Annotated in this window: 20 protein-coding genes and 3 tRNA genes; 10 read left to right on the top strand and 13 right to left on the bottom strand. The window is 72.0% G+C overall.

Annotation, left to right across the window (positions count from 1 at the left end; translation table 11 throughout):
* Positions 1-345 precede the first annotated feature (345 nt).
* Positions 346-419, bottom strand: a tRNA-Lys gene (locus ACIQVL_RS08130).
* Between the two features lie 186 nt (positions 420-605).
* On the opposite strand from ACIQVL_RS08130, the gene ACIQVL_RS08125 reads away from it, so the two are divergent.
* The 5 genes from ACIQVL_RS08125 to ACIQVL_RS08105 all read left to right on the top strand — a co-directional run bounded on the left by ACIQVL_RS08125 (position 606) and on the right by ACIQVL_RS08105 (position 6,209).
* Positions 606-1,904 (top strand): peptidoglycan-binding protein, encoded by a 1,299-nt coding sequence (locus ACIQVL_RS08125; RefSeq protein WP_403474746.1) that lies wholly within the window; start codon positions 606-608, stop codon positions 1,902-1,904.
* A 74-nt stretch (positions 1,905-1,978) separates the two neighbouring features.
* A complete protein-coding gene (locus ACIQVL_RS08120) occupies positions 1,979-3,109 on the top strand; it encodes an SPFH domain-containing protein (RefSeq protein ID WP_403434439.1) in 1,131 nt (376 codons plus the stop codon).
* Between the two features lie 127 nt (positions 3,110-3,236).
* Positions 3,237-3,842 carry a lytic polysaccharide monooxygenase gene (locus tag ACIQVL_RS08115; RefSeq protein WP_351958126.1) on the top strand — a complete coding sequence of 202 codons (606 nt, stop codon included), beginning with the start codon at positions 3,237-3,239 and terminating at the stop codon, positions 3,840-3,842.
* 129 nt (positions 3,843-3,971) lie between these two features.
* Complete coding sequence (locus ACIQVL_RS08110; protein WP_403474745.1) at positions 3,972-4,445, top strand: DUF3592 domain-containing protein; 474 nt, start codon at positions 3,972-3,974, stop codon at positions 4,443-4,445.
* A gap of 108 nt (positions 4,446-4,553) precedes the next feature.
* Positions 4,554-6,209 (top strand): long-chain-fatty-acid--CoA ligase, encoded by a 1,656-nt coding sequence (locus ACIQVL_RS08105; RefSeq protein WP_403474744.1) that lies wholly within the window; start codon positions 4,554-4,556, stop codon positions 6,207-6,209.
* Here the strand turns inward: ACIQVL_RS08105 and ACIQVL_RS08100 are convergent.
* From ACIQVL_RS08100 to ehuB, 6 genes are all read right to left on the bottom strand, one after another.
* A tRNA-Lys gene (locus tag ACIQVL_RS08100) sits at positions 6,175-6,248 on the bottom strand. The two genes, ACIQVL_RS08105 and ACIQVL_RS08100, sit on opposite strands and share 35 nt — an antisense overlap.
* 109 nt (positions 6,249-6,357) lie before the next feature.
* Positions 6,358-7,116 (bottom strand): IclR family transcriptional regulator, encoded by a 759-nt coding sequence (locus tag ACIQVL_RS08095; RefSeq protein ID WP_403474743.1) that lies wholly within the window; start codon positions 7,114-7,116, stop codon positions 6,358-6,360.
* 268 nt (positions 7,117-7,384) lie between these two features.
* On the bottom strand, positions 7,385-8,167 hold the full coding sequence (ehuA, locus tag ACIQVL_RS08090; protein ID WP_403434429.1) for an ectoine/hydroxyectoine ABC transporter ATP-binding protein EhuA: 783 nt from the start codon (positions 8,165-8,167) through the stop codon (positions 7,385-7,387).
* Positions 8,157-8,807, bottom strand: a complete 651-nt coding sequence (gene ehuD, locus ACIQVL_RS08085; RefSeq protein ID WP_093502586.1) for an ectoine/hydroxyectoine ABC transporter permease subunit EhuD — start codon at positions 8,805-8,807, stop codon at positions 8,157-8,159. The genes ehuA and ehuD overlap by 11 nt, the downstream gene beginning before the upstream one ends.
* Entirely contained in the window at positions 8,804-9,520 is a 717-nt protein-coding gene (ehuC, locus tag ACIQVL_RS08080; RefSeq protein WP_403434426.1) for an ectoine/hydroxyectoine ABC transporter permease subunit EhuC, read from the bottom strand. The genes ehuD and ehuC overlap by 4 nt, the downstream gene beginning before the upstream one ends.
* Positions 9,517-10,455, bottom strand: a complete 939-nt coding sequence (gene ehuB, locus ACIQVL_RS08075; RefSeq protein WP_403474742.1) for an ectoine/hydroxyectoine ABC transporter substrate-binding protein EhuB — start codon at positions 10,453-10,455, stop codon at positions 9,517-9,519. The genes ehuC and ehuB overlap by 4 nt, the downstream gene beginning before the upstream one ends.
* A 47-nt stretch (positions 10,456-10,502) precedes the next feature.
* Between ehuB and ACIQVL_RS08070 the strand changes: the two genes are divergently transcribed.
* Positions 10,503-10,997 (top strand): DUF3830 family protein, encoded by a 495-nt coding sequence (locus ACIQVL_RS08070; RefSeq protein WP_403434421.1) that lies wholly within the window; start codon positions 10,503-10,505, stop codon positions 10,995-10,997.
* An 827-nt stretch (positions 10,998-11,824) separates the two neighbouring features.
* Here the strand turns inward: ACIQVL_RS08070 and ACIQVL_RS08065 are convergent.
* Both ACIQVL_RS08065 and ACIQVL_RS08060 read right to left on the bottom strand, forming a co-directional pair.
* Entirely contained in the window at positions 11,825-13,231 is a 1,407-nt protein-coding gene (locus ACIQVL_RS08065) for an amidase (protein WP_403474741.1), read from the bottom strand.
* A 20-nt stretch (positions 13,232-13,251) separates the two neighbouring features.
* On the bottom strand, positions 13,252-14,205 hold the full coding sequence (locus ACIQVL_RS08060; RefSeq protein WP_403474740.1) for a D-2-hydroxyacid dehydrogenase: 954 nt from the start codon (positions 14,203-14,205) through the stop codon (positions 13,252-13,254).
* Positions 14,206-14,365: 160 nt separating this feature from the next.
* Here ACIQVL_RS08060 and ACIQVL_RS08055 point away from each other — a divergent pair, with 160 nt between their 5' ends.
* The 3 genes from ACIQVL_RS08055 (at position 14,366) to ACIQVL_RS08045 (ending at position 17,306) form a co-directional block, all read left to right on the top strand.
* Complete coding sequence (locus ACIQVL_RS08055; RefSeq protein ID WP_403434414.1) at positions 14,366-15,166, top strand: aspartate/glutamate racemase family protein; 801 nt, start codon at positions 14,366-14,368, stop codon at positions 15,164-15,166.
* Positions 15,163-15,894: an aspartate/glutamate racemase family protein gene (locus ACIQVL_RS08050; protein ID WP_403434413.1), complete on the top strand. Its 732-nt coding sequence runs from the start codon at positions 15,163-15,165 to the stop codon at positions 15,892-15,894. The genes ACIQVL_RS08055 and ACIQVL_RS08050 overlap by 4 nt, the downstream gene beginning before the upstream one ends.
* Before the next feature lie 314 nt (positions 15,895-16,208).
* Positions 16,209-17,306, top strand: a complete 1,098-nt coding sequence (locus ACIQVL_RS08045) for an LLM class flavin-dependent oxidoreductase (protein WP_403474739.1) — start codon at positions 16,209-16,211, stop codon at positions 17,304-17,306.
* On the opposite strand, the gene ACIQVL_RS08040 is transcribed toward ACIQVL_RS08045, so the two are convergent.
* Positions 17,276-19,129 carry a putative bifunctional diguanylate cyclase/phosphodiesterase gene (locus ACIQVL_RS08040; protein ID WP_403434406.1) on the bottom strand — a complete coding sequence of 618 codons (1,854 nt, stop codon included), beginning with the start codon at positions 19,127-19,129 and terminating at the stop codon, positions 17,276-17,278. The two genes, ACIQVL_RS08045 and ACIQVL_RS08040, sit on opposite strands and share 31 nt — an antisense overlap.
* A 372-nt stretch (positions 19,130-19,501) precedes the next feature.
* On the opposite strand from ACIQVL_RS08040, the gene ACIQVL_RS08035 reads away from it, so the two are divergent.
* Entirely contained in the window at positions 19,502-20,716 is a 1,215-nt protein-coding gene (locus tag ACIQVL_RS08035; RefSeq protein ID WP_403474806.1) for a M6 family metalloprotease domain-containing protein, read from the top strand.
* A gap of 105 nt (positions 20,717-20,821) precedes the next feature.
* Here ACIQVL_RS08035 and ACIQVL_RS08030 read toward each other — a convergent pair.
* The 3 genes from ACIQVL_RS08030 to ACIQVL_RS08020 form a co-directional block, all read right to left on the bottom strand.
* Positions 20,822-20,895, bottom strand: a tRNA-Lys gene (locus tag ACIQVL_RS08030).
* Positions 20,886-21,500 (bottom strand): bifunctional DNA primase/polymerase, encoded by a 615-nt coding sequence (locus ACIQVL_RS08025; RefSeq protein ID WP_403434403.1) that lies wholly within the window; start codon positions 21,498-21,500, stop codon positions 20,886-20,888. Before ACIQVL_RS08025 ends, ACIQVL_RS08030 begins: the two co-directional genes overlap by 10 nt.
* 115 nt (positions 21,501-21,615) lie before the next feature.
* Complete coding sequence (locus ACIQVL_RS08020; RefSeq protein WP_403434401.1) at positions 21,616-21,978, bottom strand: hypothetical protein; 363 nt, start codon at positions 21,976-21,978, stop codon at positions 21,616-21,618.
* Between the last annotated feature and the right edge of the window lie 395 nt (positions 21,979-22,373).

The raw sequence follows: 22,373 nt of genomic DNA, 5'->3' as shown, positions 1-22,373 counted from the left end.
GTGACCGTCCGGTTGCATGATGCCCCCCTCGGCACCGATTCATGACCGGGGCCCCTCAACCCCGCAGATCTGGCAACCGGCTATCTACCCCCCAAGTGCCGCGAAACACCGGCACTTTGGACAACCAGGGTTCTACGGTGCTCAGCATGATCGCAAGGGCGAAACGCCGTGTTTACCGGGCATACGCGTTCATTGCGGAGCGTGTGGGGATTGTGTGGACCGGCCGTGTCGGTTGTTGACATAAGGGGGCAAGGGGCGGCAAGGGGTGTCGAAGCGGCCTCGCGTGACCGGCGGGGTGTACGCCGAAAGGCCCCCCGTTGGTACGGAGGGCCTTCCCGGTGTCGGTGCGCCGCCAGGGACTCGAACCCCGGACCCGCTGATTAAGAGTCAGCTGCTCTAACCAACTGAGCTAGCGGCGCCTGCTGACATCAGGAACTCTACCCGACCGGGAACCGTGCTCCCGACCATCGGCCACCAGGGCGACCCTCGTCCGCCCTCTGCCGTACATCATTCGGACCGTCAGCATGCGCACCGGGATCACAGTTGGGAAACTGATCAACGTGCACAGTCCCGGACATATCAACATGAAGTGTGAGGGGAATCGCATGCCGGCCCCGGTCTTCGAGGAGTACGACCCCGCGACCACCTGCGAATGCCCCGGCTGCGTCCACTGGCGGCGGGTGAGCCCCTCCCCACTGCCCGGCCGCTTCGGCGGGCACCCGGCGGCCCGCGGCGTCCTGGTCGTGGCCGCCGCGTCCGCCGCCCTCGCCGCGGGCGCCCCCACCGCCGCCGCCCACAGCACCCCGCCCGCCCCGCACCGGTCCGCCGCCCCGGTGGACCCCGATCCCCAGACCCCGCAGGGCGCCAAGTCCCCCCTGCACGGGCCGCACGGCAAGCCCGTCAAGGGCCCGGTCACCACGCCCCCCATCACCCGCACGCAGATCATCAACCGGGCCAAGACCTGGGTCACCGCCAAGGTGCCGTACAGCATGTCCCTCTACTGGACGGACGGATACCGGCAGGACTGCTCCGGCTACGTCTCCATGGCCTGGGGACTGACCGGCAACGAGTGGACCGGGAGCCTCGACCAGTTCGGCACGAAGATCACCAAGGAGGAGCTCCAGCCCGGCGACATGCTGCTCTTCCACAACCCGGACGACCCCGAGAAGGGCTCGCACGTCGTGCTCTTCGGCGGCTGGACGGACTACACGCACACCTCCTACACGGTGTACGAGCAGACACCCCCGCACGCCCGCAGCCAGGCCACCCCCTACGCCTACTGGACCAACTCCGCCAAGTACGTCCCCTACCGCTACAAGGGCCTGATCGCGGACCCGGCCGCGCCCGGCGCCCAGGCGGCGAAGACGGCGGTGCCGTACCCGGGGGCGGCCTACTTCGGGCCCGGTGCCCACAACAAGTACGTCACCCTCCTCGGACAGCTGCTGGTCGCCCGGGGTGCCGGCGGCTACTACAGCAAGGGTCCGGGGCCGGTCTGGGGCGCCGCGGACCAGCGGGCCACCCGGGCCTTCCAGCAGGCCCAGGGCTGGACCGGCGCCGCCGCCGACGGCCTGCCGGGGCCGCGCACCTGGGAACTCCTCGCCACCGGCAGGGGCCGGAACATCAAGCCCGGCACCGGGGTCCCGGCCGCCCCCGCCTCGCACGGGGTCCCGGGCTACCCCGGCAAGAACTTCTTCCGTCCGGGCGCGGCCAACGACCACGTCGCCCGGCTCGGCAGGCGGCTGGTCGAGAAGGGATACGGCCGGTTCTACCCGGGCGGCCCGCATGCCGCCTGGGGCGAGGCGGACCGCAGGGCCGTCGAGGCGTTCCAGCGCGCCCAGGGCTGGCGCGGCGGCGCGGCCGACGGCTACCCGGGGCCCGAGACCTGGCGCCGCCTGTTCCTGTGACGACCCCGACTGCGACCCGCTGAGGACCACCCGAGGAACACCTGAAGCATCTGGCGCGGAGGCTGGAGGCAGGCATGAGCACGACCACCGAACACACCCCTGATGCGGACGGGCCCCCGGACGGCGGGCCCCCCGCCCGTCCGACCCCCCGGCTCATCCAGAACGAGATCACCACCGAGATCCCCGTCCACCTGCTGTTCCGCGACGACCCCGACCCGGTCTCGGTGCCGCTGCGACCGGCCGTGGTCGGCCGTCGGCAGGGCACCGGCGAACAGCCCCGGCTGCGCCGCCCGCTCCCGGCCAAGCCCCGGCCGGTCGCCGCCGTCGATCCCGACCTGGTGGAGCGTCCGGCCCGGGTGCTGCCGGGTGCGGCCGGCGTGTGCGCCGGGCTCGCGGGAGTGGCCGGGGGGCTCGCCACCTCCTGGTGGGCGGGGGTGCTGCCGACGCTCGCGGCGCACGCGCTGCACCTGCCGGCGTACGGGGGCGCGGGGCTCGGCCCGGCGCAGTGGGCGGCGTACGCCGGGACCGGTGCGCTCGGCGTGGCCGGCTTCGCGGGGCTCGCGCGCGGGGCGACCGGGCGCGCCTGGGTGCTCGGCCTGTTCGGCCGCTACCGGGGGACGGTACGGCGCACCGGCCTGCTCTGGGTCAACCCGCTGCTCCTGCGCCGCCGGGTCGACGTCCGGCTGCGGCACTGGCGCAGCGAGGAGATGCCGGCGGCGGACGGCAACGGGGTCGCGCTCAGGGTCGTCGTCCTCGTGGTGTGGCGGGTGCGGGACACCGCGCGGGCGGCGCTGGGCGTCGAGGACCACGAGACGTATCTGCGCGAGTGCGTGGAGGCCGCGCTGGCCCGGGTGCCGGTGGAGCCGCCGGGCACCGCCCGGGGTTCGGTGGAGATGGCCGCGGACGCGCTGACCCGGCTGGTCTCGGCGGACGCGGCGGGCATCGGACTGGAGGTGTTCTCCGTGCAGCCGGTCCGGGTGGAGTACGCCCCGGAGGTGGCCGGGGCCATGCAGCGGCGCCGGATCGCCGCGCTCGACGCCCGGCAGCGGGCCACCATGCTCACCTCGGTCGTGGACTCGGTCGAGGACACGGTGACCCGGCTGACCATGCGCGGACTCGTCGAACTCGACGACTACGAACGCAAGGTGCTGGTGCGGGACCTGACGGTGGCGTTCTGCTCGGGGCGCACCGAAGCCGTGCCGTGACGGGGACGGATACCGGCACAGGTACCCCGTTTGGTATGGACATGTTCAACAAGCGGCAATAATCTGAGACTTGGTCTAGACCTGCACGGCTCACCGAACCTCCCCCACGTTCACCAGGAGCGGCAGCATGCGTAAACGGACCAAGATCTCGGCCGTCGTGCTCGGCGTGGCGACCGCCGGAGCCTTCGCACTCTCCACCGGCGGCGCCAGCGGGCACGGCTACACCGACCTCCCCATCAGCCGGCAGAAGCTCTGCGCCAACGGCACGGTGACGAACTGCGGCGACATCCAGTACGAGCCGCAGAGCGTCGAGGGCCCGAAGGGCTTCCCGGCGGCCGGTCCCGCCGACGGCCAGATCTGCAACGGCGGGCTGAGCAGGTTCGCCCAGCTCAGCTCGCCGACCACGCCGTCGGGCGGCGCCTGGCCGACCACGAAGGTGACCGGCGGTCAGACGTACACGTTCCGCTGGCAGTTCACGGCGATGCACGCCACGACCGACTTCAAGTACTACGTCACCAAGCAGGGCTGGAACCAGAACCACGCCCTCGCCCGTTCGGACCTCAACACCACCCCGTTCCTCACCGTCCCCTACAACGGCCAGCGCCCGCCGGCCACCCTCAGCCACAGCGGCACCCTGCCGTCGGGGCTGAGCGGTCACCACGTGATCCTGGCGGTCTGGACGATCGCCGACACGGGCAACGCGTTCTATGCCTGCTCGGACGTCACGTTCTGACCCGCGCCGTTCGACAGGCGGGTAACACCCGGCTGATCTGAGCTTCGCTTGAGGACCCGCCGCGGGCCGCGGAGGTACGTTCCCGCCACGCCGGTCAACCGGACCGGCGTGCGGAGGCGGGGGACTCTCATGGGCCTGTTGGAAGCGTTGTTCTACATCATTCCCGGCATCTTCGTCGTCGTCGGCGTCCTCGGGCTGGTCTGGACGCTGCGGCGGTCGAGTGAGATCAGCCGGACCTGGCGTCACGGGCGTACCGCCGAGGCGCGCTGTCTGCGGTCGTACACGAGGACCAGCGGCGGTGTCGGGGACACGTCCGTGACGACCACGCTGCACCATGTCTTCGAGTTCACCACGGCCGAGGGGCGGGTCGTCCGCTTCGACGAGGCGGGCGGGCGGTCGACCGTGATCGAGGGCGACTTCGTGACGGTCCACTACCTGCCCGAGCGCCCCGAGGGGGCGACGTCGAAGTCGCCCTCGCAGGGGACACTGGCGGTGGGGACCGGGTGCGCGGTGGCGTTCTTCGTGGTGTTCATCGCGATCCCCCTGGTCTTCATGGGGGCGGTGCACTTCGTCTTCTCGGCGGCGGACGGGATGGCGCCGTGATTGCCGCGATCGGTGGGTGGGGCGGTGCGGGTGCGTCGTGGTTGATCGCGCAGTTCCCCGCGCCCCCAGGGTGTTTATCTGACGGAGTGTCAATTAATCTGCTTCTCCATGGCTGTCGAGGAACACACCGTCGCTGAAGCCGTTGCCGCCCGGTGGGGGGACCACCGGCCGGGGCTGTGGTTCGAGGAGCGGGTGCTGACGCACCACGACGTGGCCGCCGGAGCCGCTGCCCGCGCGGCCCTGTTCAGGGAGTTGCTGCCGCCCGGCGCGGTGCCCCACGTCGGCGTCCTCCTCGACAACACCCCGGAGTTCCCCCTCTGGCTGGGGGCCGCCGCGCTCGCCGGAGCCGCCGTCGCGGGGATCAACCCGACCCGCCGGGGTCCCGAGCTCGCCCGGGACATCCTGCACACCGAATGCCCGGTGCTCGTCACCGAGCGGGCCCACCTGCCGCTGCTCGCCGGGTTCGAACTGCCCGGTGTCCGGGTCCTCGTCACCGACGGACCGGAGTACGGCGCTCTCCTCGCCCCGTATCTCGGTGCCGTTCCCGACGCCTCCCGGGCCGCCCCCGCCGACCGGATCCTGCTCTACTTCACCTCCGGTTCGACCGGTGCCCCGAAGGCCGCGCTCTGCTCGCAGGGGCGGCTCGCGGCGGCCGGGCGGTCGCTCGCCGGGCAGTTCGGGGTCCGCCCCGACGACGTGCACTACGTCTGCATGCCGATGTTCCACGGCAACGCGGTGATCGCCGACTGGGCACCCGCGCTGGTCGCGGGCGCCGGGGTGGCGTTGCGGCGGCGGTTCTCGGCGTCCGGGTTCCTCTGCGACGTACGGCGCTACCGGGCCACCTACTTCACCTACGTCGGCCGCGCGGTGCAGTACCTGCTCGCCACCGAGCCGCGCCCCGACGACCGGGACAACCCGCTGCGGCTCGGGTTCGGGACGGAGGCCGGGGCCGTGGACGCGGCGGCCTTCGAGGAGCGGTTCGGGGTGCGGCTGGTCGAGGGGTACGGGTCCTCGGAGGGCGGGGCGGCGATCCAGTGGTCGCCGGGGACGCCGGCCGGGGCGGTGGGGCGGGCGGCACCGGGGCTCGTCGTACTCGACCAGGAGTCGGGCCAGGAGTGCCCGGCCGCCGTCTTCGACTCCGGGGGCCGGCTGCTGAACGGGGAGACGGCGATAGGCGAGTTGGTGAACCGGGCGCCGAACCCGTTCGAGGGGTACTGGCGGAACGCGGCGGCGGAGGCGGAGCGGCGCAGGGGAGGCTGGTACTGGACCGGGGATCTCTTCTACCGGGACGCGGACGGGTACCTGTACTTCGCGGGGCGTACCGACGACCGGATCCGGGTCGACGGGGAGAACCTGGCCGCCGCGGTGATCGAGAACATCGTGGCCCGCTACGAGGGTGCGGAGGCCGTCGCCGTGTACGGGGTGCCGGACCCGGTGACCGGGGACCAGGTGATGGCGACGATCGCCGGTCGGTTCGAGCCGCTGGACTTCGCCGAGTTCCTGCTGGCCCAGCCCGACCTGGGGACGAAGATGGCGCCCCGGTTCGTGCGGGTGGTGGAGCGGATGCCGGTGTCGGCGACCAACAAGATCCGGCGGGCGGCGCTGCGGAGAGAGGGCGTGACGTGTGCCGACCCGGTGTGGTGGCGGCCGCCGGGGGAGCGGACGTACCGCAGGCTGACCCCGGAGGATGCCGAAGGGCCCCTCGTGTCCACGAGAGGCCCTTCTTCGGTGCGCCGCCAGGGACTCGAACCCCGGACCCGCTGATTAAGAGTCAGCTGCTCTAACCAACTGAGCTAGCGGCGCATGACTCACGCCGACCGTTCGAACCGTCTTTCGACTGTTTCGCACGGCTGGCGACGAAGAAAATAGTACCTGGTCCGGCGGGGTGCTTCCGACCACCGCCGGGCCCTGCCTAGATGGCCAGGGAGAGCAGCAGGGGAGCGGCGCCGCGGTTCAGGGTGTCGGCGGCCTGGCGGAGCCGGTGCGCGTGCTCGACCGGCAGGGAGAGCGCCAGGCAGCCCACGGCCGAGCCGGCGGTGATCGGGACGGCCGCGCACACCGTGCCGATGGCGTACTCCTGGAGGTCCAGGACGGGGACCGTCGGCGGCTGCGCCTCCAGGCGGGAGAGCAGCAGCCTGTCGCTGGTGATGGTGCGCGAGGTGAGGCGGGCCATCTTGTGCCGGGAGAGGTGGTCGCGGCGGGCGTTGTGGTCGAGCTGGGTGAGCAGGCTCTTGCCGATCGCGGTGGCGTGCGCGGAGGAACGGAAGTCCACCCACTCGTTGACCGCCGGGGTGGCCGGGCCGTCCGCGTACGGGCCGATCCGCACCTCGCCGTCGATGTACCGGCTGAGGTAGACGGCGGCGCCGACCGAGTCGCGCAGCCGGTCGAGGGTCTGCTGGAGCTGCTCGCCGAGGGCCTGCTCCCGCTCGTGCGCGGAGCCGAGCCGGCGCAGGGTCTCGCCGGTCACGTACGCGCCGTCGGTCACCTGCTCGACGTACCCCTCGCGGCGCAGCATGCGCAGCAGCGCGGTCAGCCGCTCGGGGTCCAGGCCGGTCCGGCGGGCCAGTTCGGTGTCGGTGACGCCGGTGGCGTGCCCCGCCACCGTCTCCAGGACCCGGAGGGCGTCCTGGGCGGAGTGGTACGGGGCGGTCGGCTCGTGCATCAGCGCCACGGTGGTCCCCCTGCGCTCGCTCGGCGATACTGCTTCGGCTGCACTGCTTGGGCCGCGATCCGGACGGCGGATCCCCTCCACGATAACGGGCAAGCGCCGGAAACGGAGGGGGTGTTGGCGAGATTGCAGCCCTCCGAGCTGCGGAAAAGACCCTCCGGCATATGCCAGCGGAATGCCCCGGCCGCCGGACCTCGGGTGATCGAGCGTTCACTTCCTGTAGTCGTGGCGCGACGCGGGAAAACCTTTACGGCGTCGGCGGTGGAATTATCTACAGCACCGCGCCGAGGAACTCCCGGGTCCGCTCGTGCTCGGGCTCGCTGAAGATCCGCTCCGGCGGGCCCGCCTCGATGACCCGGCCCGAGTCGAACATCAGGACCTGGTCGGAGATGTCCCGGGCGAAGTTCATCTCGTGGGTCACGCAGAGCATGGTGATGTCGGTGCTGCGGGCGATGTCCCTGAGCAGGTCGAGGACGCCCGCGACCAGCTCCGGGTCGAGCGCCGAGGTCACCTCGTCGAGGAGCAGCACCTTCGGGCGCATGGCCAGCGCCCGCGCGATCGCCACCCGCTGCTGCTGGCCGCCGGAGAGCCGGGTCGGCCGCTCGTCGGCCTTGTCGGCGAGGCCCACCAGGTCGAGCAGCTCCCGGGCGCGGGTCTCCGCCTCGTCCCTGGACAGGCCGAGCACGGTCACCGGGGCCTCGGTGATGTTGCGCAGCACACTCATGTTCGGGAACAGGTTGAACTGCTGGAACACCATCCCGATCTGCTTGCGGACCTCCCGCAGCTCCTTCTCCGGCGCCGGGAAGAGCCGCTGCCCGTCCACGGTGATGGTGCCCGCGTCCGGCTTGGTCAGGGTCATCAGCAGCCGCAGGATCGTGGTCTTGCCGGAGCCGGAGGGACCGATCAGGGTGACGTGCCGGCCCGCCTGCACGGCGAGGTCGAGCCCGTCGAGGACGGTGTTGTCCCCGAACCGCTTGGTCACCCCCTCGATGCGGATCAGCTCGTCGGACGCGGTGCCGGCGGTACTCGGCTGCTTGCTGGTGTCAACGGACAAGGCGACGCTCCAGGGTGCGCAGAAGAACGGAGGCGAGGTAGGAGATGACGATGAAGGCGACGCCGATCACCGTCACCGGCTCGGTGAACTGGAAGTGCTGCTGGGAGAAGAGCCGGGCCTGGCCGAGCATCTCCAGCACGGTGATCGACATCAGGATCGGCGTGTCCTTGAGCATCGAGATCACGTAGTTGCCGAGCGGCGGCACCACCCGGCGCACCGCCTGCGGCAGGATGACCGCGAACCAGGTCCGCCGGGCCGGCAGGCTGAGCGCGGTGGCCGCCTCCCACTGCCCGGCCGGGACGGCCTCGATACCGGCCCGGTAGACCTGCATGGTGTACGTCGAGTAGTGCAGGCCGATCGCGAAGACCCCGGTGGTCAGCGCGGAGAACGTCAGCCCCCACTCGGGCAGCACGTAGAAGAGGAAGAACAGCTGCACCAGCAGCGGGGTGTTGCGCACGAACTCGGTCACCGCGCCGACCGGCCAGCGCACCCAGCGCGTGGGCGTCCGCATCAGCAGCGTCCACACCAGCCCCAGCGAGAACGAGATCAGCGAACCGAGCGCCAGCGCCTCCAGGGTGACCCACAGGCCGTCCCAGAAGTGCGGCATGAACTCGCGTACGGCACTCCAGTCCCACGTCACGCGACACCACCGACCCCGGTCGTCTCCCTGCGCTTCACCGCACGCGCCGCACGTTCGTCACCCGGGTCCTTGCCGATGCCGGCCTTCAGCCGCTTCTCCAGACCGCGCATCAGCCGGGTGATGACGAACGCGATCACGAAGTAGATGAGCAGCAGGTACGTGTAGATGTGCGCGCTCTCCTGCAACGCCAGCCGCACCAGGTTCCCGCTGAACGCCAGGTCGCCCATGCCGGTGATGGACACCAGCGCGGTGCCCTTGAGCAGTTCCACGAGCAGGTTGCAGTAGGACGGGATCATCTCCGGCACCGCCTGCGGCAGCAGGATCAGCCGCAGCCGCTGCCAGGGCGTGAAGCTGAGCGCGATCCCGCCCTCCTGCTGCGCCGGGTCGACCGCGTTCAGCGCCCCGCGCACGATCTCCGAGCCGTACGCGCCGTACGTCAGGCCGAGCGCGAGCGTCCCCGCCCACATCGGCACCAGCTGCCAGCCGAAGGCGACCGGCAGCACGAAGAACACCCAGAAGATCATCACCAGCGCCGAGGTGCCGCGGAACACCTCGGTGTAGAGCCCGGCGAGGAACCGGACGATCCAGCGCCGGTGCGTGCGCGCCACCCCCACCACCAGTGCCACGGCCGTCATCAACAGCCCGCTGAGCACCAGGAGTTGAACAGTGGTCCAGACCCCCTTGAGTACGAGGTCCCACAGTCCCGAGGTCATCCGCTCTGCCCTCCCCCGCACAGCTCCTTCGCCGTCAGGTCGGTCATCTCCGCCTGGGTGAAACCGAACGGCCGCAGGATCCGCAGCAGTTCGCCGCTCTGCTTCAGCTTGCGCAGCTCGACGTTGAAGGCGTCCCGCAGCTTCGTCTCCGCCGACCGGAACGCGAACGCGCCCCCGTCCACGTGCGGTTTGCCGCCCACGAGTGGGGCGAACGGTCTGGTCGCCTCGGTCTTGGCGGACTTCTTGACGACGTCGCGGACGGTGACCGCGGTCCCCGCGAACACGTCGACCCGCCCTGCCTCCACGGCGTTCAGTCCCGCGACCTGGTCCGGCACGATCAGGATGTCGCTCTCCTTGTACCCGGCCTCGACCGCGTACTGGATCTCCGCGTAGCCCGTCCCCGTGGCGAACTTCGCCTTCTTCGCGACCACGTCCTGGTAGTCGTGCAGCCCCTTGGGATTGCCCTTGCGCACGACGAACGAGTCGAGCATCTGGTAGTCCGGATCAGCGAAGATCACCTGCTCGCACCGCTCCGGATTGACGTACATCCCGGCGGCCACGACGTCGAACTGCTGCGAGTTCAGCCCGGGTATCAGCGAGCCGAACTCGGTCGGCACCGGCTGCACCCGGTCCACCCCGAGCCGTTTGAAGACCGCCTTCGCCAGCTCCGGGGCCTCACCGGTCAGGTGCCCGTCCTTGTCGATGTACCCGAAGGGGATCTCACCGGCGATGCCGAGCCGTACGACACCCTGGGCGCGCAGCCGTTGCAGCAGGTCACCGCCGTCGGTGCCGGCCGCGGCGGCCACGCGCGTGCAGCCGGCGGCGCCGAACGCACCGAGTGCGCCGACCGCGGCGGCACCCGCGAGCACCGCCCGCCGACTGTGTCTGGATTCATACCCTGATGTGTCTGATTCGTTCCCGAGTGGTGGAGCCATGGCGGCGCGGCTACCCGACCCCAACCGACTTATGCACCATGGAAGGCATGACCGAACGATTCATCGAAGTCTCGCTGGTCAGCCGCGGTGTCACCGCCAAGGCCAGGCTCCTGGACGACCGCGCCCCCGTCACCTGCGCCGCCGTCTGGGACGCCCTGCCGCTGTCCGGCGACGTCTACCACGCCAAGTACGCCCGCAACGAGATCTACGCCCTTTTCCCGCCGTTCACGCCGACGGAACCGCCCCTGGAGAACCCGACGGTCACACCCATCCCCGGCGACCTCTGCTACTTCTCCTTCGCCGGCACCGAACTGGCCACGCAGGCCTACGGCTACGACCGCGAGCCACGCCCCGGCACCACGGTCGTCGACCTGGCCCTCTTCTACGAACGCAACAACCTGCTCCTCAACGGCGACGTCGGGTGGGTCCCCGGGACCGTGTGGGGCGAAGTGGTCGACGGCCTGCCGCAACTCGCCGAGGCCTGCAACGACCTGTGGCGCAACGGGGCGACGGGGGAACAACTGGCGTTCCGGGCCGTGTGAAGCCGCCCCCCTCCCCGCCCCGCCGCCTTCTCGCCACTCCACCGGGACGGCGGCGTCCCTCCTCCTCCCGGGGCCGCCACTCTTTCCTCTCACCCGCGGGGCGCGGGTTCCTCCCTTCCGCCGCGATGGCGCTGTGCCGCGATGGCGCTATGCCGCGACGGAGTTATGCCGCGATGGCGCTATGCCGCGACGGAGTTATGCCGCGATGGCGCTATGCCGCGACGGAGTTATGCCGCGACGGAGTTATGCCGCATCAACGTTATGCCGCGACGGCGCTGTCCGGCGGTGCCGAACTCGCCGTGGCCCCCGCGCGCTCGCCGCTTCCCGCGGTTCTGCTCCCTCTTCCCCTGCGAGCTGCCGGCTTCTCCTGCAAGCTGCCGGCCCTTCTTCTCCCGCCGCCCCGGCGCTAAGCCGCGATGGTGCTGTTCGGCGGTGCCGAACTCGCCGTGGCCCCCGCGCGCTCGCCGCTTCCCGCGGTTCTGCTCCCTCTTCCCCTGCGAGCTGCCGGCTTCTCCTGCAAGATGCCGGCCCTTCTTCTCCCGCCGCCCCGGCGCTAAGCCGCGATGGTGCTGTTCGGCGGTGCCGAACTCGCCGTGGCCCCCGCGCGCTCGCCGCTTCCCGCGGTTCTGCTCCCTCTTCCCCTGCGAGCTGCCGGCTTCTCCTGCAAGATGCCGGCCCTTCTTCTCCCGCCGCCACGGCGCTAAGCCGCGATGGTGCTGTTCGGCGGTGCCGAACTCGCCGTGGCCCCCGCGCGCTCGCCGCTTCCCGCGGTTCTGCTCCCTCTTCCCCTGCGAGCTGCCGGCCCTTCTTCTCCCGCCGCCACGGCGCTAAGCCGCGACGGTGCTGTTCGGCGGTGCCGAGGCCACCCCCGCCTCGTACAGGGCGTGGGCGGCGCGAAGTACCAGGTCGTCGCGGTGGCGGGCGGCCACGATCTGCAGGCCGACGGGGAGACCGGCCCCGTCCGTGCCGACCGGGACCGTCGCGGCCGGCTGCTGGGTGAGGTTGAACGGGTAGGTGAAGGGGGTCCAGCCCGTCCAGCGGCGGTGGGCCGAGCCCTTCGGCGCCTCCGCCCCCGCCTCGAACGCCGTGAGCGGCAGGGTCGGAGTCACCAGCAGGTCATGGCGTTCGTGGAAGAGGCCCATCCGTCGGCCCAGGTCCATCCGGACGTCGACCGCCGCCAGGTACTCCAGGGCGCTCAGCCGGGCCCCCTGTCCGCAGATCTCCCGCAGCCCCGGGTCGAGCGACTCCCGCTGCCCGCGGGTGAGCCGCTGCGCCACCCGGGCGGCACCGGCGAACCACAGCGCATGGAAGGCCTCCACCGGGTCGCTGAAGTCCGGGTCGGTCTCCTCGACGTACGCCCCGAGTTCCACGAGCCCCGTCACCGCCCGCCGTACCGCCGCCGCGACCGCCGGCTGCACCGCGACCTGGCCGCCGAACGTGGGCGAGAAGGCCACCCGGAGGCCGCGGACGCCACCGGCCAGGCCGGCCACGAAGGAGCCCGGCGGCGGACCGAGCGCGGACCAGTCGCGGGCGTCCGGGGTCCCGGTCACGTCCACCAGCAGCGCCGCGTCGGCCGCGTCCCGGGTCATCGGGCCCACGTGGGACAGCGTGCCGAAGGCGCTCGCGGGATAGAGGGGGACCCGGCCGTACGTCGGTTTCAGGCCGAAGATCCCGCAGAACGCGGCCGGGATGCGCACGCTGCCGCCGCCGTCCGTGCCGAGGGAGAGCGGACCCGCGCCCAGGGCCACGGCCGCCGCACTGCCGCCGCTCGAACCACCCGCGGTGCGCGAGCCGTCGTACGGGTTGCGGGTGATGCCGGAGAGCGGGGAGTCGGTCACGCCCTTCCAGCCGAACTCGGGCGTGGTGGTCTTCCCGACGAACACCGCGCCGTGCTCGCGCAGCCGGGCGACGGACGGCGCGTCCTCGTCCCAGCTCCCGGCCGCCGCAATCGTCTTCGAGCCGCGCAGGGTCGGGTGGCCGCGCAGGAGGAGGATGTCCTTGACGGTCACCGGCACGCCGTCGAGCAGGCCCCGCGGCTCGCCCCGCCGCCACCGCTCCTCCGACGCCCGCGCCTGCGCCAGGGCGTCCTCCTCGGTGAGCCGCACGAAGGCGTTGACCTCCGGCTGGATCCGCGCCGCCCGTTCCAGCACCGCCCGGACCGCCGCCACCGGGCCGAACTCGCCCTTGCGGTAACCGTCGAGGAGCTGCCGGGCGGTGAGGTCGGTGAGCTGCATGAGAGGCACCCTCCCGGGAGTCAGTGACCGCGCACGTATCCGCGCTTCTTGTCCACCACGTTCAGCAGAGACCTGCCCGCCGCCCACCGTTCGTACAACTCCACGAACTGGACGCCCAGTTCGTCCCGCCAGCCGACCGTGTCCCCGCTCATGTGGGGCGAGACCAGCAGACCCGGCACGTCCCACAGCGGGCTGTCGGCGGGCAGCGGCTCGGTCGCGAAGACGTCCAGGGCCGCGGCGGCGATCCAGCGCCGGGTCAGCGCCCGGACCAGGGCCTCCTCGTCGACCAGCCCGCCCCGGCCGACGTTGATGAAGCAGGCCGACGGCTGCATCACGCCGAAGCGGTGCGTATCGAACATGCCGTGCGTCTGCTCGGTCAGCGGGGCGGCCGCGATCACCCAGTCCGCGCGGGACATCAGCCGGTCCAGGTCGTCCGGGCCGTGGATGCCGGTACGCGGGACGCGGCCGACGAGGGCCGTGGTGATCCCGAGCGCCTTGAGGGTGCGGACGACCGCCCGGCCGATCGGCCCGGAACCGACCACGCACGCGCGCGTGCCGGCCACCCGGCGCGCCTCGCGGTGCCGCCAGGTCCGCTCCCGCTGGAGGTCGAGGGTCCGCGGCAGGTCCTTGGCGAGCGCCAGCACCAGCGCGGCCACGTACTCGGCGATGGGCGCGTCGAAGACCCCGCGCGCGTTGGTGACGACCGTGTCGGAATCGGCCAGCTCCGGGCACATCAGGTGGTCGACGCCCGCGCTCGCCGTGTGCACCCAGCCCGGCCGGGGCCCCTCGCCCGGCCAGGCCTCGCGGACGGCGTGCGAGGCGAAGTCCCAGACGAGGAGGACGTCCGCCGCCGGCAGCCGGGCCGCCAGGCCCGCCGCGTCCGTGTGCACGATCCGGGCGCGGCCGGTGAGCCGGCCGAGCCGCGGGGGCGGGTCGGCGTCGAGGACCAGCAGAGTGGGCACGGGTGGTGTCATGCGGGGCGGTCTCCCGGTGTCCGACAGTGTCTGACATGGGCGGATGGAACGTCTCGGATGCGCGGATTGACCACGCTGGCACCCGAACCTACCTTCGTCAACACGGGCGTATCCGTCGACCGTTGCCCCTCGATCTCCAGCGTGAGGCCGGTGACTTCCCATGGACGTCTCCTTTCTGGGCGGACCTCGCCCCCAGCGCGGCATCGGCGTCGTGGCGCCCTTCGACTTCGCGCTCGACCGCGAGCTGTGGCGCTGGGTGCCCGACGACGTCTCCCTGCACCTGACCAGGACACCCTTCGTCCCGGTCGAGGTCAGCCTCGACCTGGCCCGGCTGGTCAGCGAGCACGAGACGCTCGGCGAGGCGGTACGCGCGCTCACCGCGGTCGCGCCCGAGGTCGTCGCCTACGCCTGCACCTCCGGCAGTTTCGTCGGCGGCATCGCGGGCGAGCGGGCGATGTGCGAGGCGATGACCCGCTCCGGCGCGGTGCCCGCCCTCACCACCTCCGGGGCGCTCCTCGACGCGCTGACCGAGCTGGGCGTACGGCGGCTGGCGCTGGTCACGCCCTACACGGTCTCGGTGACCCGGGTCCTGGAGGAGTACGTGGCGGAGGCGGGCGTACGGGTCGCCGGCTGCGCGTTCATGGGGCTGACCAGGCACATCTGGCAGGTGCCGTACCGGGACGTGGTGGCCATGGCCCGGCAGGCGGTACGGCCGGGGGCCGCCGACGCCCTGTTCATCTCCTGCACCAACCTCCCCACCTACGACGTCATCCCCCAGCTGGAGGCCGAGCTGCGCATCCCCGTCCTGTCGGCCAACCAGGTCACGATGTGGGCGGCGCTGCGCAGGCTGGGTACCCGAGCGGTGGGCCCTTATCAGGCGCTGGTCCGCCACCTGGACGAACCGGCGGCGGCGCGTGACCGGCCCGTACTGCCGGAAGAACAGCAGGAAGGGTGGACATGACAGCGCTCGGACTTCTCTATCCGGGACACTCCGCGGAGGACGACTACCCCCGTATCGAACAGCTCCTCGGCAGCGACATCCGGGTGGACGTCGTCCACACCGACATCGGTGAGGACGCGCACCGGGTGGACGCGTTGCGCGAGATGGGGGCCGAGGAACGGCTGGCCGCCGGGGTGGCGGAGCTGCGGCTCGCGGGTGCGGACGCGGTGGTGTGGGCGTGCACCAGCGGCAGCTTCGTGTACGGCTGGGAGGGCGCCCAGCAGCAGGTCCGCGCGCTCGCCCGCGCGGCCGGGATGCCCGCGTCGTCCACGTCCTTCGCGTTCGTGCACGCGGCGCGGGAGCTCGGGGTACGGCGGGTGGCGGTCGGTGCGACCTACCCCGACGACGTGGCGTCCCTCTTCGCCGACTTCCTGCGGGCCGGGGGCCTGGAGGTGGCCGGCGTGCGGTCCTCGGGGATCGTGACGGCGGCGGAGGTGGGGACGTGGGGGGAGGAAGAGGTCCTGACCCTGGCGCAGGCGGCCGACGTCTCCGAAGCGGAGGCGGTCCTCCTCCCGGACACGGCACTGCACACGGCGGCGCACGTGTCCCTCCTGGAGAAGGCGCTGTCGAAGCCGGTGCTCACGGCGAATCAAGTGACCGTGTGGGAGGGGCTGAGGCTGGCGGACCGCCGGGTGAACGCTCCCGCACTGGGCGCCCTGTTCACCCGCGAACCAATCGTCCAGGCCTGACGGTCTCCCCGCACCAGGGGCCCCGCCTCCCGGACCCCCGAAAACCCCCGCCCACCCACCCACCACCCGACCCCCGGTCGGCTGAAACGCGAGGAGGGGAGGCTCGGACGGTTGAAGGGCGGGGCCTCTCGGCGCCGGGTGGCGCAGCCGGCCAAGGGGCGCTGGGGGCCCCGGCCGAAGGCTGGGGGAGGAACCGCGCGACCAGCCCCCACCCAGCCGCAGTGGTTCCACGGCAGAAAGCGCAGGAATAAACGGAGACCTCCTCCTGTTGCGCCCCAGGACAGCTCACGGCCGTAAAACAGGAGGCTCTCACCGTGTCGGCAGACGAGATTCGGGGCATCACGCACGGGACCGCCCCCGTGCCCCTCTCCGTACTGGACCTGGTGACCGTCGGCACCGGCAGTACCGCCACCGACGCCCTGCGCACCAGCGCCTCGCTCGCGCGGCTCACCGAGGCGCGCGGTTTCCACCGGTACTGGGTCGCCGAGCACCACTCGATGCCCGGCGTGGCCTCCTCCTCACCCGCGGTGATCCTCGCGAACCTCGCCGCCCACACCGAGCGGATCCGCCTCGGTTCGGGCGGCGTCATGCTGCCCAACCACGCCCCGCTCGTGATCGCCGAGCAGTTCGGGACGCTGGAGGCGCTGGCGCCGGGCCGGGTCGACCTCGGCCTCGGGCGGGCGCCGGGGACCGACGGCGCCACCGCCGCCGCGCTGCGCCGGACCCAGACCCTCAACGAGGGCGCCGACGACTTCCCGCAGCAGCTCGCCGAGCTGACCCGGTTCCTGGACGACGACTTCCCGGACGGGCATCCGTACCGCAGGATCCACGCCATCCCCGGGCCGGTGCAGAGCACGACCGCCGGCGGGGTGCAGTCGCCGCACCGGCCGCCGGTCTGGCTGCTCGGCTCCTCCGGGTTCAGCGCCCGGCTGGCCGGCATGCTCGGGCTGCCGTTCGCCTTCGCGCACCACTTCTCCGCGCAGAACACCGTTCCGGCCCTCGACCTGTACCGCGAGTCCTTCAGCCCGTCCGCCGTCCTCGACGAGCCCTACGCCCTCATCGGCGTCTCCGTCCTCGCCGTGGACGAGGAGCGCGAGGCGCAGCGCCAGGTGCGGGCCGGTGCGGTGAACATGCTGCGGCTGCGCACCGGGCGGCCCGGCCTGTTCCCCGACCCCGACGACGTCGAGAAGCACGAGTTCTCCCCGATGGAGGAGGAGTTCGTGCACTCCTGGACCGCCAACATCGTGCACGGCACCGCCGACGAGGTCCGCGCGGGCCTCGACGACCTGCAGAAGCGCACCGGCGCCGACGAGCTGATGCTCACCACGCACGCCCACCGCGGCGAGCTGCGCCTGCGCTCCTACGAACTGGTCGCCGACGCCTACGGTTTGCCGACCGGGGTGTCCGCGTAGGTCCTGGTGTCCAGCAGCTCGGAGATACGATCCGGCGTCACCGGCCGGGAGTAGAGCCACCCCTGGCCGGTGTCGCAGCCGATGTGGCGCAGCCGGGAGGCCTGCGCCGAGGTCTCGACGCACTCGGCGGTGACGGTGAGGCCCAGGCGGTGGGCCAGCTGGATCATCGCCTCGACGACGACCTCGTCCGCCGGGTTCGGCCGGTCGCCGGGGTCGTCGTACTGGAAGCCCCGGACGAAGGAACCGTCCAGCTTGAGGACCGAGACCGGGAGCCGGCTGAGGTAGGCCAGGTTCGAGTAGCCGGTGCCGAAGTCGTCGATGGCGATGCGGACGCCCATGTCGCTGAGGGCCTGAAGCGCCTGCAACGGCCGTCCCGCCGAGCCCATGACCGCCGACTCCGTCAGCTCCAGCTGGAGCAGGTGCGGGGCCAGGCCGGTCTCGGCCAGTGTCTCCGCCACGTCCGCGACCAGGTCGGAGTCCCAGACCTGGCGGACGGCCACGTTCACGCTGACGAAGATCGGCGGCTCGCCGGGGTGGTCGAGCTGCCAGCGGCGGGCCTGCCGGCAGGCGGTGGTCAGGGCCCAGCGGCCGAGCGGGACGATCGAGCCGTCCTCCTCCGCCAATCCGATGAACCGATTCGGCGTTAGTGTGCCGAACTCCGGGTGGTGCCAGCGGACCAGCGCCTCGACCCCGCTGAGCCGGCCGTCCCCCATGCCCACCAGCGGCTGGTACTCCAGTACGAACTCGCCGCGTTCGATGGCCGGGCGGAGGGTGGAGGAGAGCGCCTGCCGGGTCACCAGGTGGGCGTTGCGCTCCGGGTCGAACAGCGTCCAGCGGGACCTGCCGTCGGCCTTCGCCCAGTAGAGCGTCGTGTCGGCGGCCTGCATCAGGCCGGTGGCGGTGGTGCCGGCGGCGTGCCGCTCCACCACTCCGATCGACGCCGACAGCGACAGCCGCTGACCGGCCAGGTCGAACGGCGCCTGCAGGGCCGCGAGGGCGGACTCCGCGAGGTCGGCCAACTGCTCCGTGCCCGTCGAGTCCTCGACCAGCAGGGCGAACTCGTCGCCGCCGAGCCGGGCCACCAGCGGCACCCCGGCCCGCGCGAAGCCGGCCTCGTCGGCGACCCGGGTCAGCCGTTCGGCGACGGCGGCCAGCAGGCGGTCGCCGACCCGGTGGCCGAGGGTGTCGTTGACCGCCTTGAAGCCGTCCAGGTCCAGGTAGCACAGGCCGATCCGGCCGGTGCCGCTCTGCTCGTACGACTCCGCCTCCAGCGCGGCCGACAGCCGCTCGAAGAACAGCGTCCGGTTGGGCAGCCGGGTCACCGGGTCGTGCATCTGCAAGTGCCGCAGCCGGGCCTGCAGTTCGCGGCGGGCGCTGATGTCGGAGACCGAGATCAGCACGCCCGGCACGTCCTTGGCCAGCGGGGCGATGGTGACCTGGGTCCAGACCGAGTGGCCGTCGGGGTGCTTCAGCCGGCGGGTGCAGCGCAGCCTGGCCTGCCGGCCGCGCAGCACCTCGCGATAGGCGTGCCAGGTACGGGCGTCGGAGGCCAGGTCCACCAGGTCCGCGGCGATCCGCCCCGGGAGCCCGGCCTGATCGGCGCCGATCAGGGTGGCGAACGCCTCGTTGGCGGCGGTGACCAGCCCTTCGCGGTCGACCACGGCCATGGGCAGCGCGGCGGCCGCGAAGGCGTGCTCGTAGGTCGTCGGTGCTGTCTTCTCGTCTGTCTTCGCGTACGACTTCCGGTAGGTGTTGTCACTCTCTGTGACGGCGGACCGGTCGAGGTCTGCCGCGGGCGTCGGCCCTTCGGAGGTTCCGCTCACCGCTCGCTCCCGCAGTGCACTCGATCTCTGTCCGTGCAGGAAAGTGTGCCGATCATAGAGGCTGGCCCGAGGGCCTTCCAGCCACTGTCCAGTGTCCCCGATGAACCGGCGATTCTGACAGATCGTTTCTGCCCGCACCTGGACGGGTTCTTGAGGCGCCCGACCACTTGTGACGTTCCGTTAGCGTCCCGGGGTGTCGGCCGTTCGGGTCTGCCCGTGATGAGCAGGTGGCTCCTCACCCTTCTGGTGCAGATAAACAGGTCATAAGGTGACAAACTCGCGGAGGCTGGGTGCGGTGTCCCGCGAACCGCCCCCGGAGGTCCTTCCGTGCCGCGTCTCCTGCTGCGCAGTTCCGCCGCCGTGTTCACCACGATGTCGGCGCTCGTCGCGACGACGATCCTGACCGGGCCGTCGTCCGCGGAGCCGTTCTCCACGGCCCCCTGCGCCCTGCACCGCACCGACGCGCACCACTCCGAGGGCGTCGACACCTGGAACCCCGACTACACGCGCCCCACCCATGCGCTTTCGGCCGTGATGGTGTTCCTCTCCTTCCCGGACGCGACCCCGCAGACCACGCCCGCGGAGCTGGTCGCCGACCACTTCCCGGCCACCAGCCGCTACTACGAGCAGGCCTCCTACGGGAAGTTCACCATCCGTCCGCACTCGCTCAGCCACTGGCTGCGGATGCCCCGGCCCTCGGCCGCCTACGGCATGCGGCGCGACTGGAGCATCCCGCTGCGGGCCGCCTACCTGCGGGACGCGTTCGCGGCGGCCGATCCCGAGGTGGACTTCTCCCGCTACGACATCGTGTACCTCGTGGCCGACCCGGACGCGCCCGGCGTCGACTCCGACGCCACGAAGGTGGTCAACCTCGACACCCCGGTGCACGTGGACGGCACCGACGTCCGCCGGGTCGTCACGGTCTTCGAGAAGCATCCGCCGGACCGGCTGGTTCTCGCCCATGAGACCGGGCACGTCTTCGACCTCCCCGACCTCTACCACCGTCCGGTGGACGGCAGGGGCGACTGGGACACCTACGTCGGCGACTGGGATCTGATGGGCAGCCAGTTCGGTCTCTCCCCGGACCTCTTCGCCTGGCACAAGTGGAAGCTCGGATGGCTGGATCCGCGCCAGGTGGTGTGCGTCCGGGGGGCCGCGCCGACCCGGCTGACCCTGGAACCGCTCTCCGCCGGGCCGGGCGGGCCCGCGCGGGGCGCCGCGGGTGCCCCCGCCTTCGGGCTCGGCGACGGCACCAAGCTGGCGGTGGTGCGCACCGGGCCCGACACCGCGCTGGCCTTCGAGGCGCGCGACGCGTCCGGCAACGACAGCGCGGCCTGCCGGCAGGGCATCCTCGTCTACCGGGTCCGTGACGAGACGGCCTCCGGCAACGGGCCGATCCAGGTGGTCGACGCCCATCCGCGCACCGAGGCCTGCTGGGAGAACTCGGTCTACCCGCCGCTGGCCGACGCCCCGGTCGCCCTCGGCGAGAGCTTCACCGTGCCGGGGGACGGCGTACAGGTGGCGGTGGAGGGGCGGACGGCGTCCGGCGCCTGGAACGTGAAGATCACGCCGACGAAGCCGGACTGATCTCCCGCTGACTGAGATCCCGCCGACTGAATCCCGGCGACTGCACCCCGCCGACGAAAAGCCGAAGGCCAAGCTCACAGGAGCTTGGCCTTCGGCTACTTCGCGTGCGCCGCCAGGGACTCGAACCCCGGACCCGCTGATTAAGAGTCAGCTGCTCTAACCAACTGAGCTAGCGGCGCCTGCTGACGTCGTAGACCTTAGCATCCTGATCGGTGGGAGGAAAAATCGATATGCGGACGGTCGGGCGGGCCGCGCGGACGGCCGCCCAGAGCAGGATCTCCGGGCCGGGAAGCCACGGGTGCCGGGTGTCCGGGGCGACCAGCCAGCGGGTGCCGACCGGGGCGGGGGAGGGGCCGCCGTGCGGCGCCGGCGCCGGTACGGTCACCGCGTCGCCGGTGCCGTGGCACAGCAGCGGCGGCACCGCACCGCCCCGGCCGCCCCACTCCTCCCAGCCCAGCAGCGACGGCAGCCGGGCGGCGGTGCCGGGGGCGGCGAACAGGAGCATCCGGCCCCGGAAGACGGCGACCGGTCCGGAGCCCGGCCCCTCGTCCCACAGTCGGTCCAGCATGCGGCGGCCGAAGATCGCCGGGGCGTTCACCACGTCGAACACGGTCCCGCAGGGCAGGACGACCGGGGCGTCCGGCCGCTCCTCCCAGAACGCGAGCGTGCTCCGCGGATACGTTCCTGCGGAGGCCAGCCAGGCGGCTCCGTCCGGGGTGACCCCGGCGGCGTCACCGAGCTCGGCGAGGTTGCCCGGGAAGGTCTCGTACGGTGTGCGGCTCATGGGGAATTGATACCCCTCGTGCACACCCGCTCGCCGTCAGTTGCGGGAAACCCGGACAGGGGCGAACGGAGGGGCGTATCTTGCCCACCCGGCATATGCCATCAGCCGGGTCCGGCTAGATCTGCTCGGGCCCCTGCCCCTCCCTCCCCCTCAGCAGATCCCGGCCGAACTCGACCATCTTCTTCGCGTAGTCCTCGGTCCACTCGGCCCGCTCGGCGATGTCGGCCGCGGTCAGCCGGTCGAAGCGGCGCGGGTCGGCGAGCTGGGCGGCGGCCATGGCCTGGAACTCCACCGCCCGGTCGGTGGCCACCCGGAACGCCTGGGTCAGCTCCGTGGCACGGGTCAGCAGCGCCCCGGGGTCGTCGATCGACTCCAGGCCGAAGAAGTGCTCGGGGTCGGCGACCGCTTCCACAGGCTCGAAGAGCAGGGGCGCGGGGCGTAGCCGCGGATCGTTCCGACGCGGCGTGGGCTCCGCCATGTCTGGTCCTCCTCGTACGGTGTCGATGACTACGGTCCGATGACCACCGTCCATTCTCCCGCGCCCGCGCAAGGGGACCCCAAGGCCCGTGGCTGACTCTGTGCTCGGCCGCTCAGGGGCGCCTGGTGACCCGGTGTTCGGCCAGGTGTGCCAGTACCGCGTGGTTGGCTTCCCGGCCGTCCGGGGCTGTAGCGGTGGGCCGCCTCCGGCGGCGTGTCGGACTCTGTCCGGTGGATCGGCCGGAGCTGTGCTGATCGCCTGCCGGGTGGGTGAGGGGGTGTGGGTCAGGGGCGCCAGGTGACCCGGTGTTCGGCCAGGTGTGCCAGTACCGCGTGGTTGGCTTCCCGGCCGTCCGGGGCTGTAGCGGTGGGCCGCCTCCGGCGGCGTGTCGGGCG

It is taken from the genome of Streptomyces sp. NPDC090499, assembly GCF_044769305.1.
Taxonomy (GTDB): domain Bacteria; phylum Actinomycetota; class Actinomycetes; order Streptomycetales; family Streptomycetaceae; genus Streptomyces.
The sequence above is the reverse complement of the archived record's forward strand: the minus strand, read 5'-3'. Positions and strand labels throughout refer to the sequence as shown.

Bases quoted from the DNA above. Each gene is read 5' to 3' on its own strand.
- ACIQVL_RS08125 (WP_403474746.1), top strand. From the start codon at position 606: ATGCCGGCCCCGGTCTTCGAGGAGTACGACCCCGCGACCACCTGCGAA.
- ACIQVL_RS08120 (WP_403434439.1), top strand. From the start codon at position 1,979: ATGAGCACGACCACCGAACACACCCCTGATGCGGACGGGCCCCCGGAC.
- ACIQVL_RS08115 (WP_351958126.1), top strand. From the start codon at position 3,237: ATGCGTAAACGGACCAAGATCTCGGCCGTCGTGCTCGGCGTGGCGACC.
- ACIQVL_RS08110 (WP_403474745.1), top strand. From the start codon at position 3,972: ATGGGCCTGTTGGAAGCGTTGTTCTACATCATTCCCGGCATCTTCGTC.
- ACIQVL_RS08105 (WP_403474744.1), top strand. From the start codon at position 4,554: ATGGCTGTCGAGGAACACACCGTCGCTGAAGCCGTTGCCGCCCGGTGG.
- ehuC (WP_403434426.1), bottom strand. From the start codon at position 9,520: ATGACCTCGGGACTGTGGGACCTCGTACTCAAGGGGGTCTGGACCACT.
- ehuB (WP_403474742.1), bottom strand. From the start codon at position 10,455: ATGGCTCCACCACTCGGGAACGAATCAGACACATCAGGGTATGAATCC.
- ACIQVL_RS08070 (WP_403434421.1), top strand. From the start codon at position 10,503: ATGACCGAACGATTCATCGAAGTCTCGCTGGTCAGCCGCGGTGTCACC.
- ACIQVL_RS08065 (WP_403474741.1), bottom strand. From the start codon at position 13,231: ATGCAGCTCACCGACCTCACCGCCCGGCAGCTCCTCGACGGTTACCGC.
- ACIQVL_RS08060 (WP_403474740.1), bottom strand. From the start codon at position 14,205: ATGACACCACCCGTGCCCACTCTGCTGGTCCTCGACGCCGACCCGCCC.
- ACIQVL_RS08055 (WP_403434414.1), top strand. From the start codon at position 14,366: ATGGACGTCTCCTTTCTGGGCGGACCTCGCCCCCAGCGCGGCATCGGC.
- ACIQVL_RS08050 (WP_403434413.1), top strand. From the start codon at position 15,163: ATGACAGCGCTCGGACTTCTCTATCCGGGACACTCCGCGGAGGACGAC.
- ACIQVL_RS08035 (WP_403474806.1), top strand. From the start codon at position 19,502: ATGTCGGCGCTCGTCGCGACGACGATCCTGACCGGGCCGTCGTCCGCG.
- ACIQVL_RS08025 (WP_403434403.1), bottom strand. From the start codon at position 21,500: ATGAGCCGCACACCGTACGAGACCTTCCCGGGCAACCTCGCCGAGCTC.
- ACIQVL_RS08020 (WP_403434401.1), bottom strand. From the start codon at position 21,978: ATGGCGGAGCCCACGCCGCGTCGGAACGATCCGCGGCTACGCCCCGCG.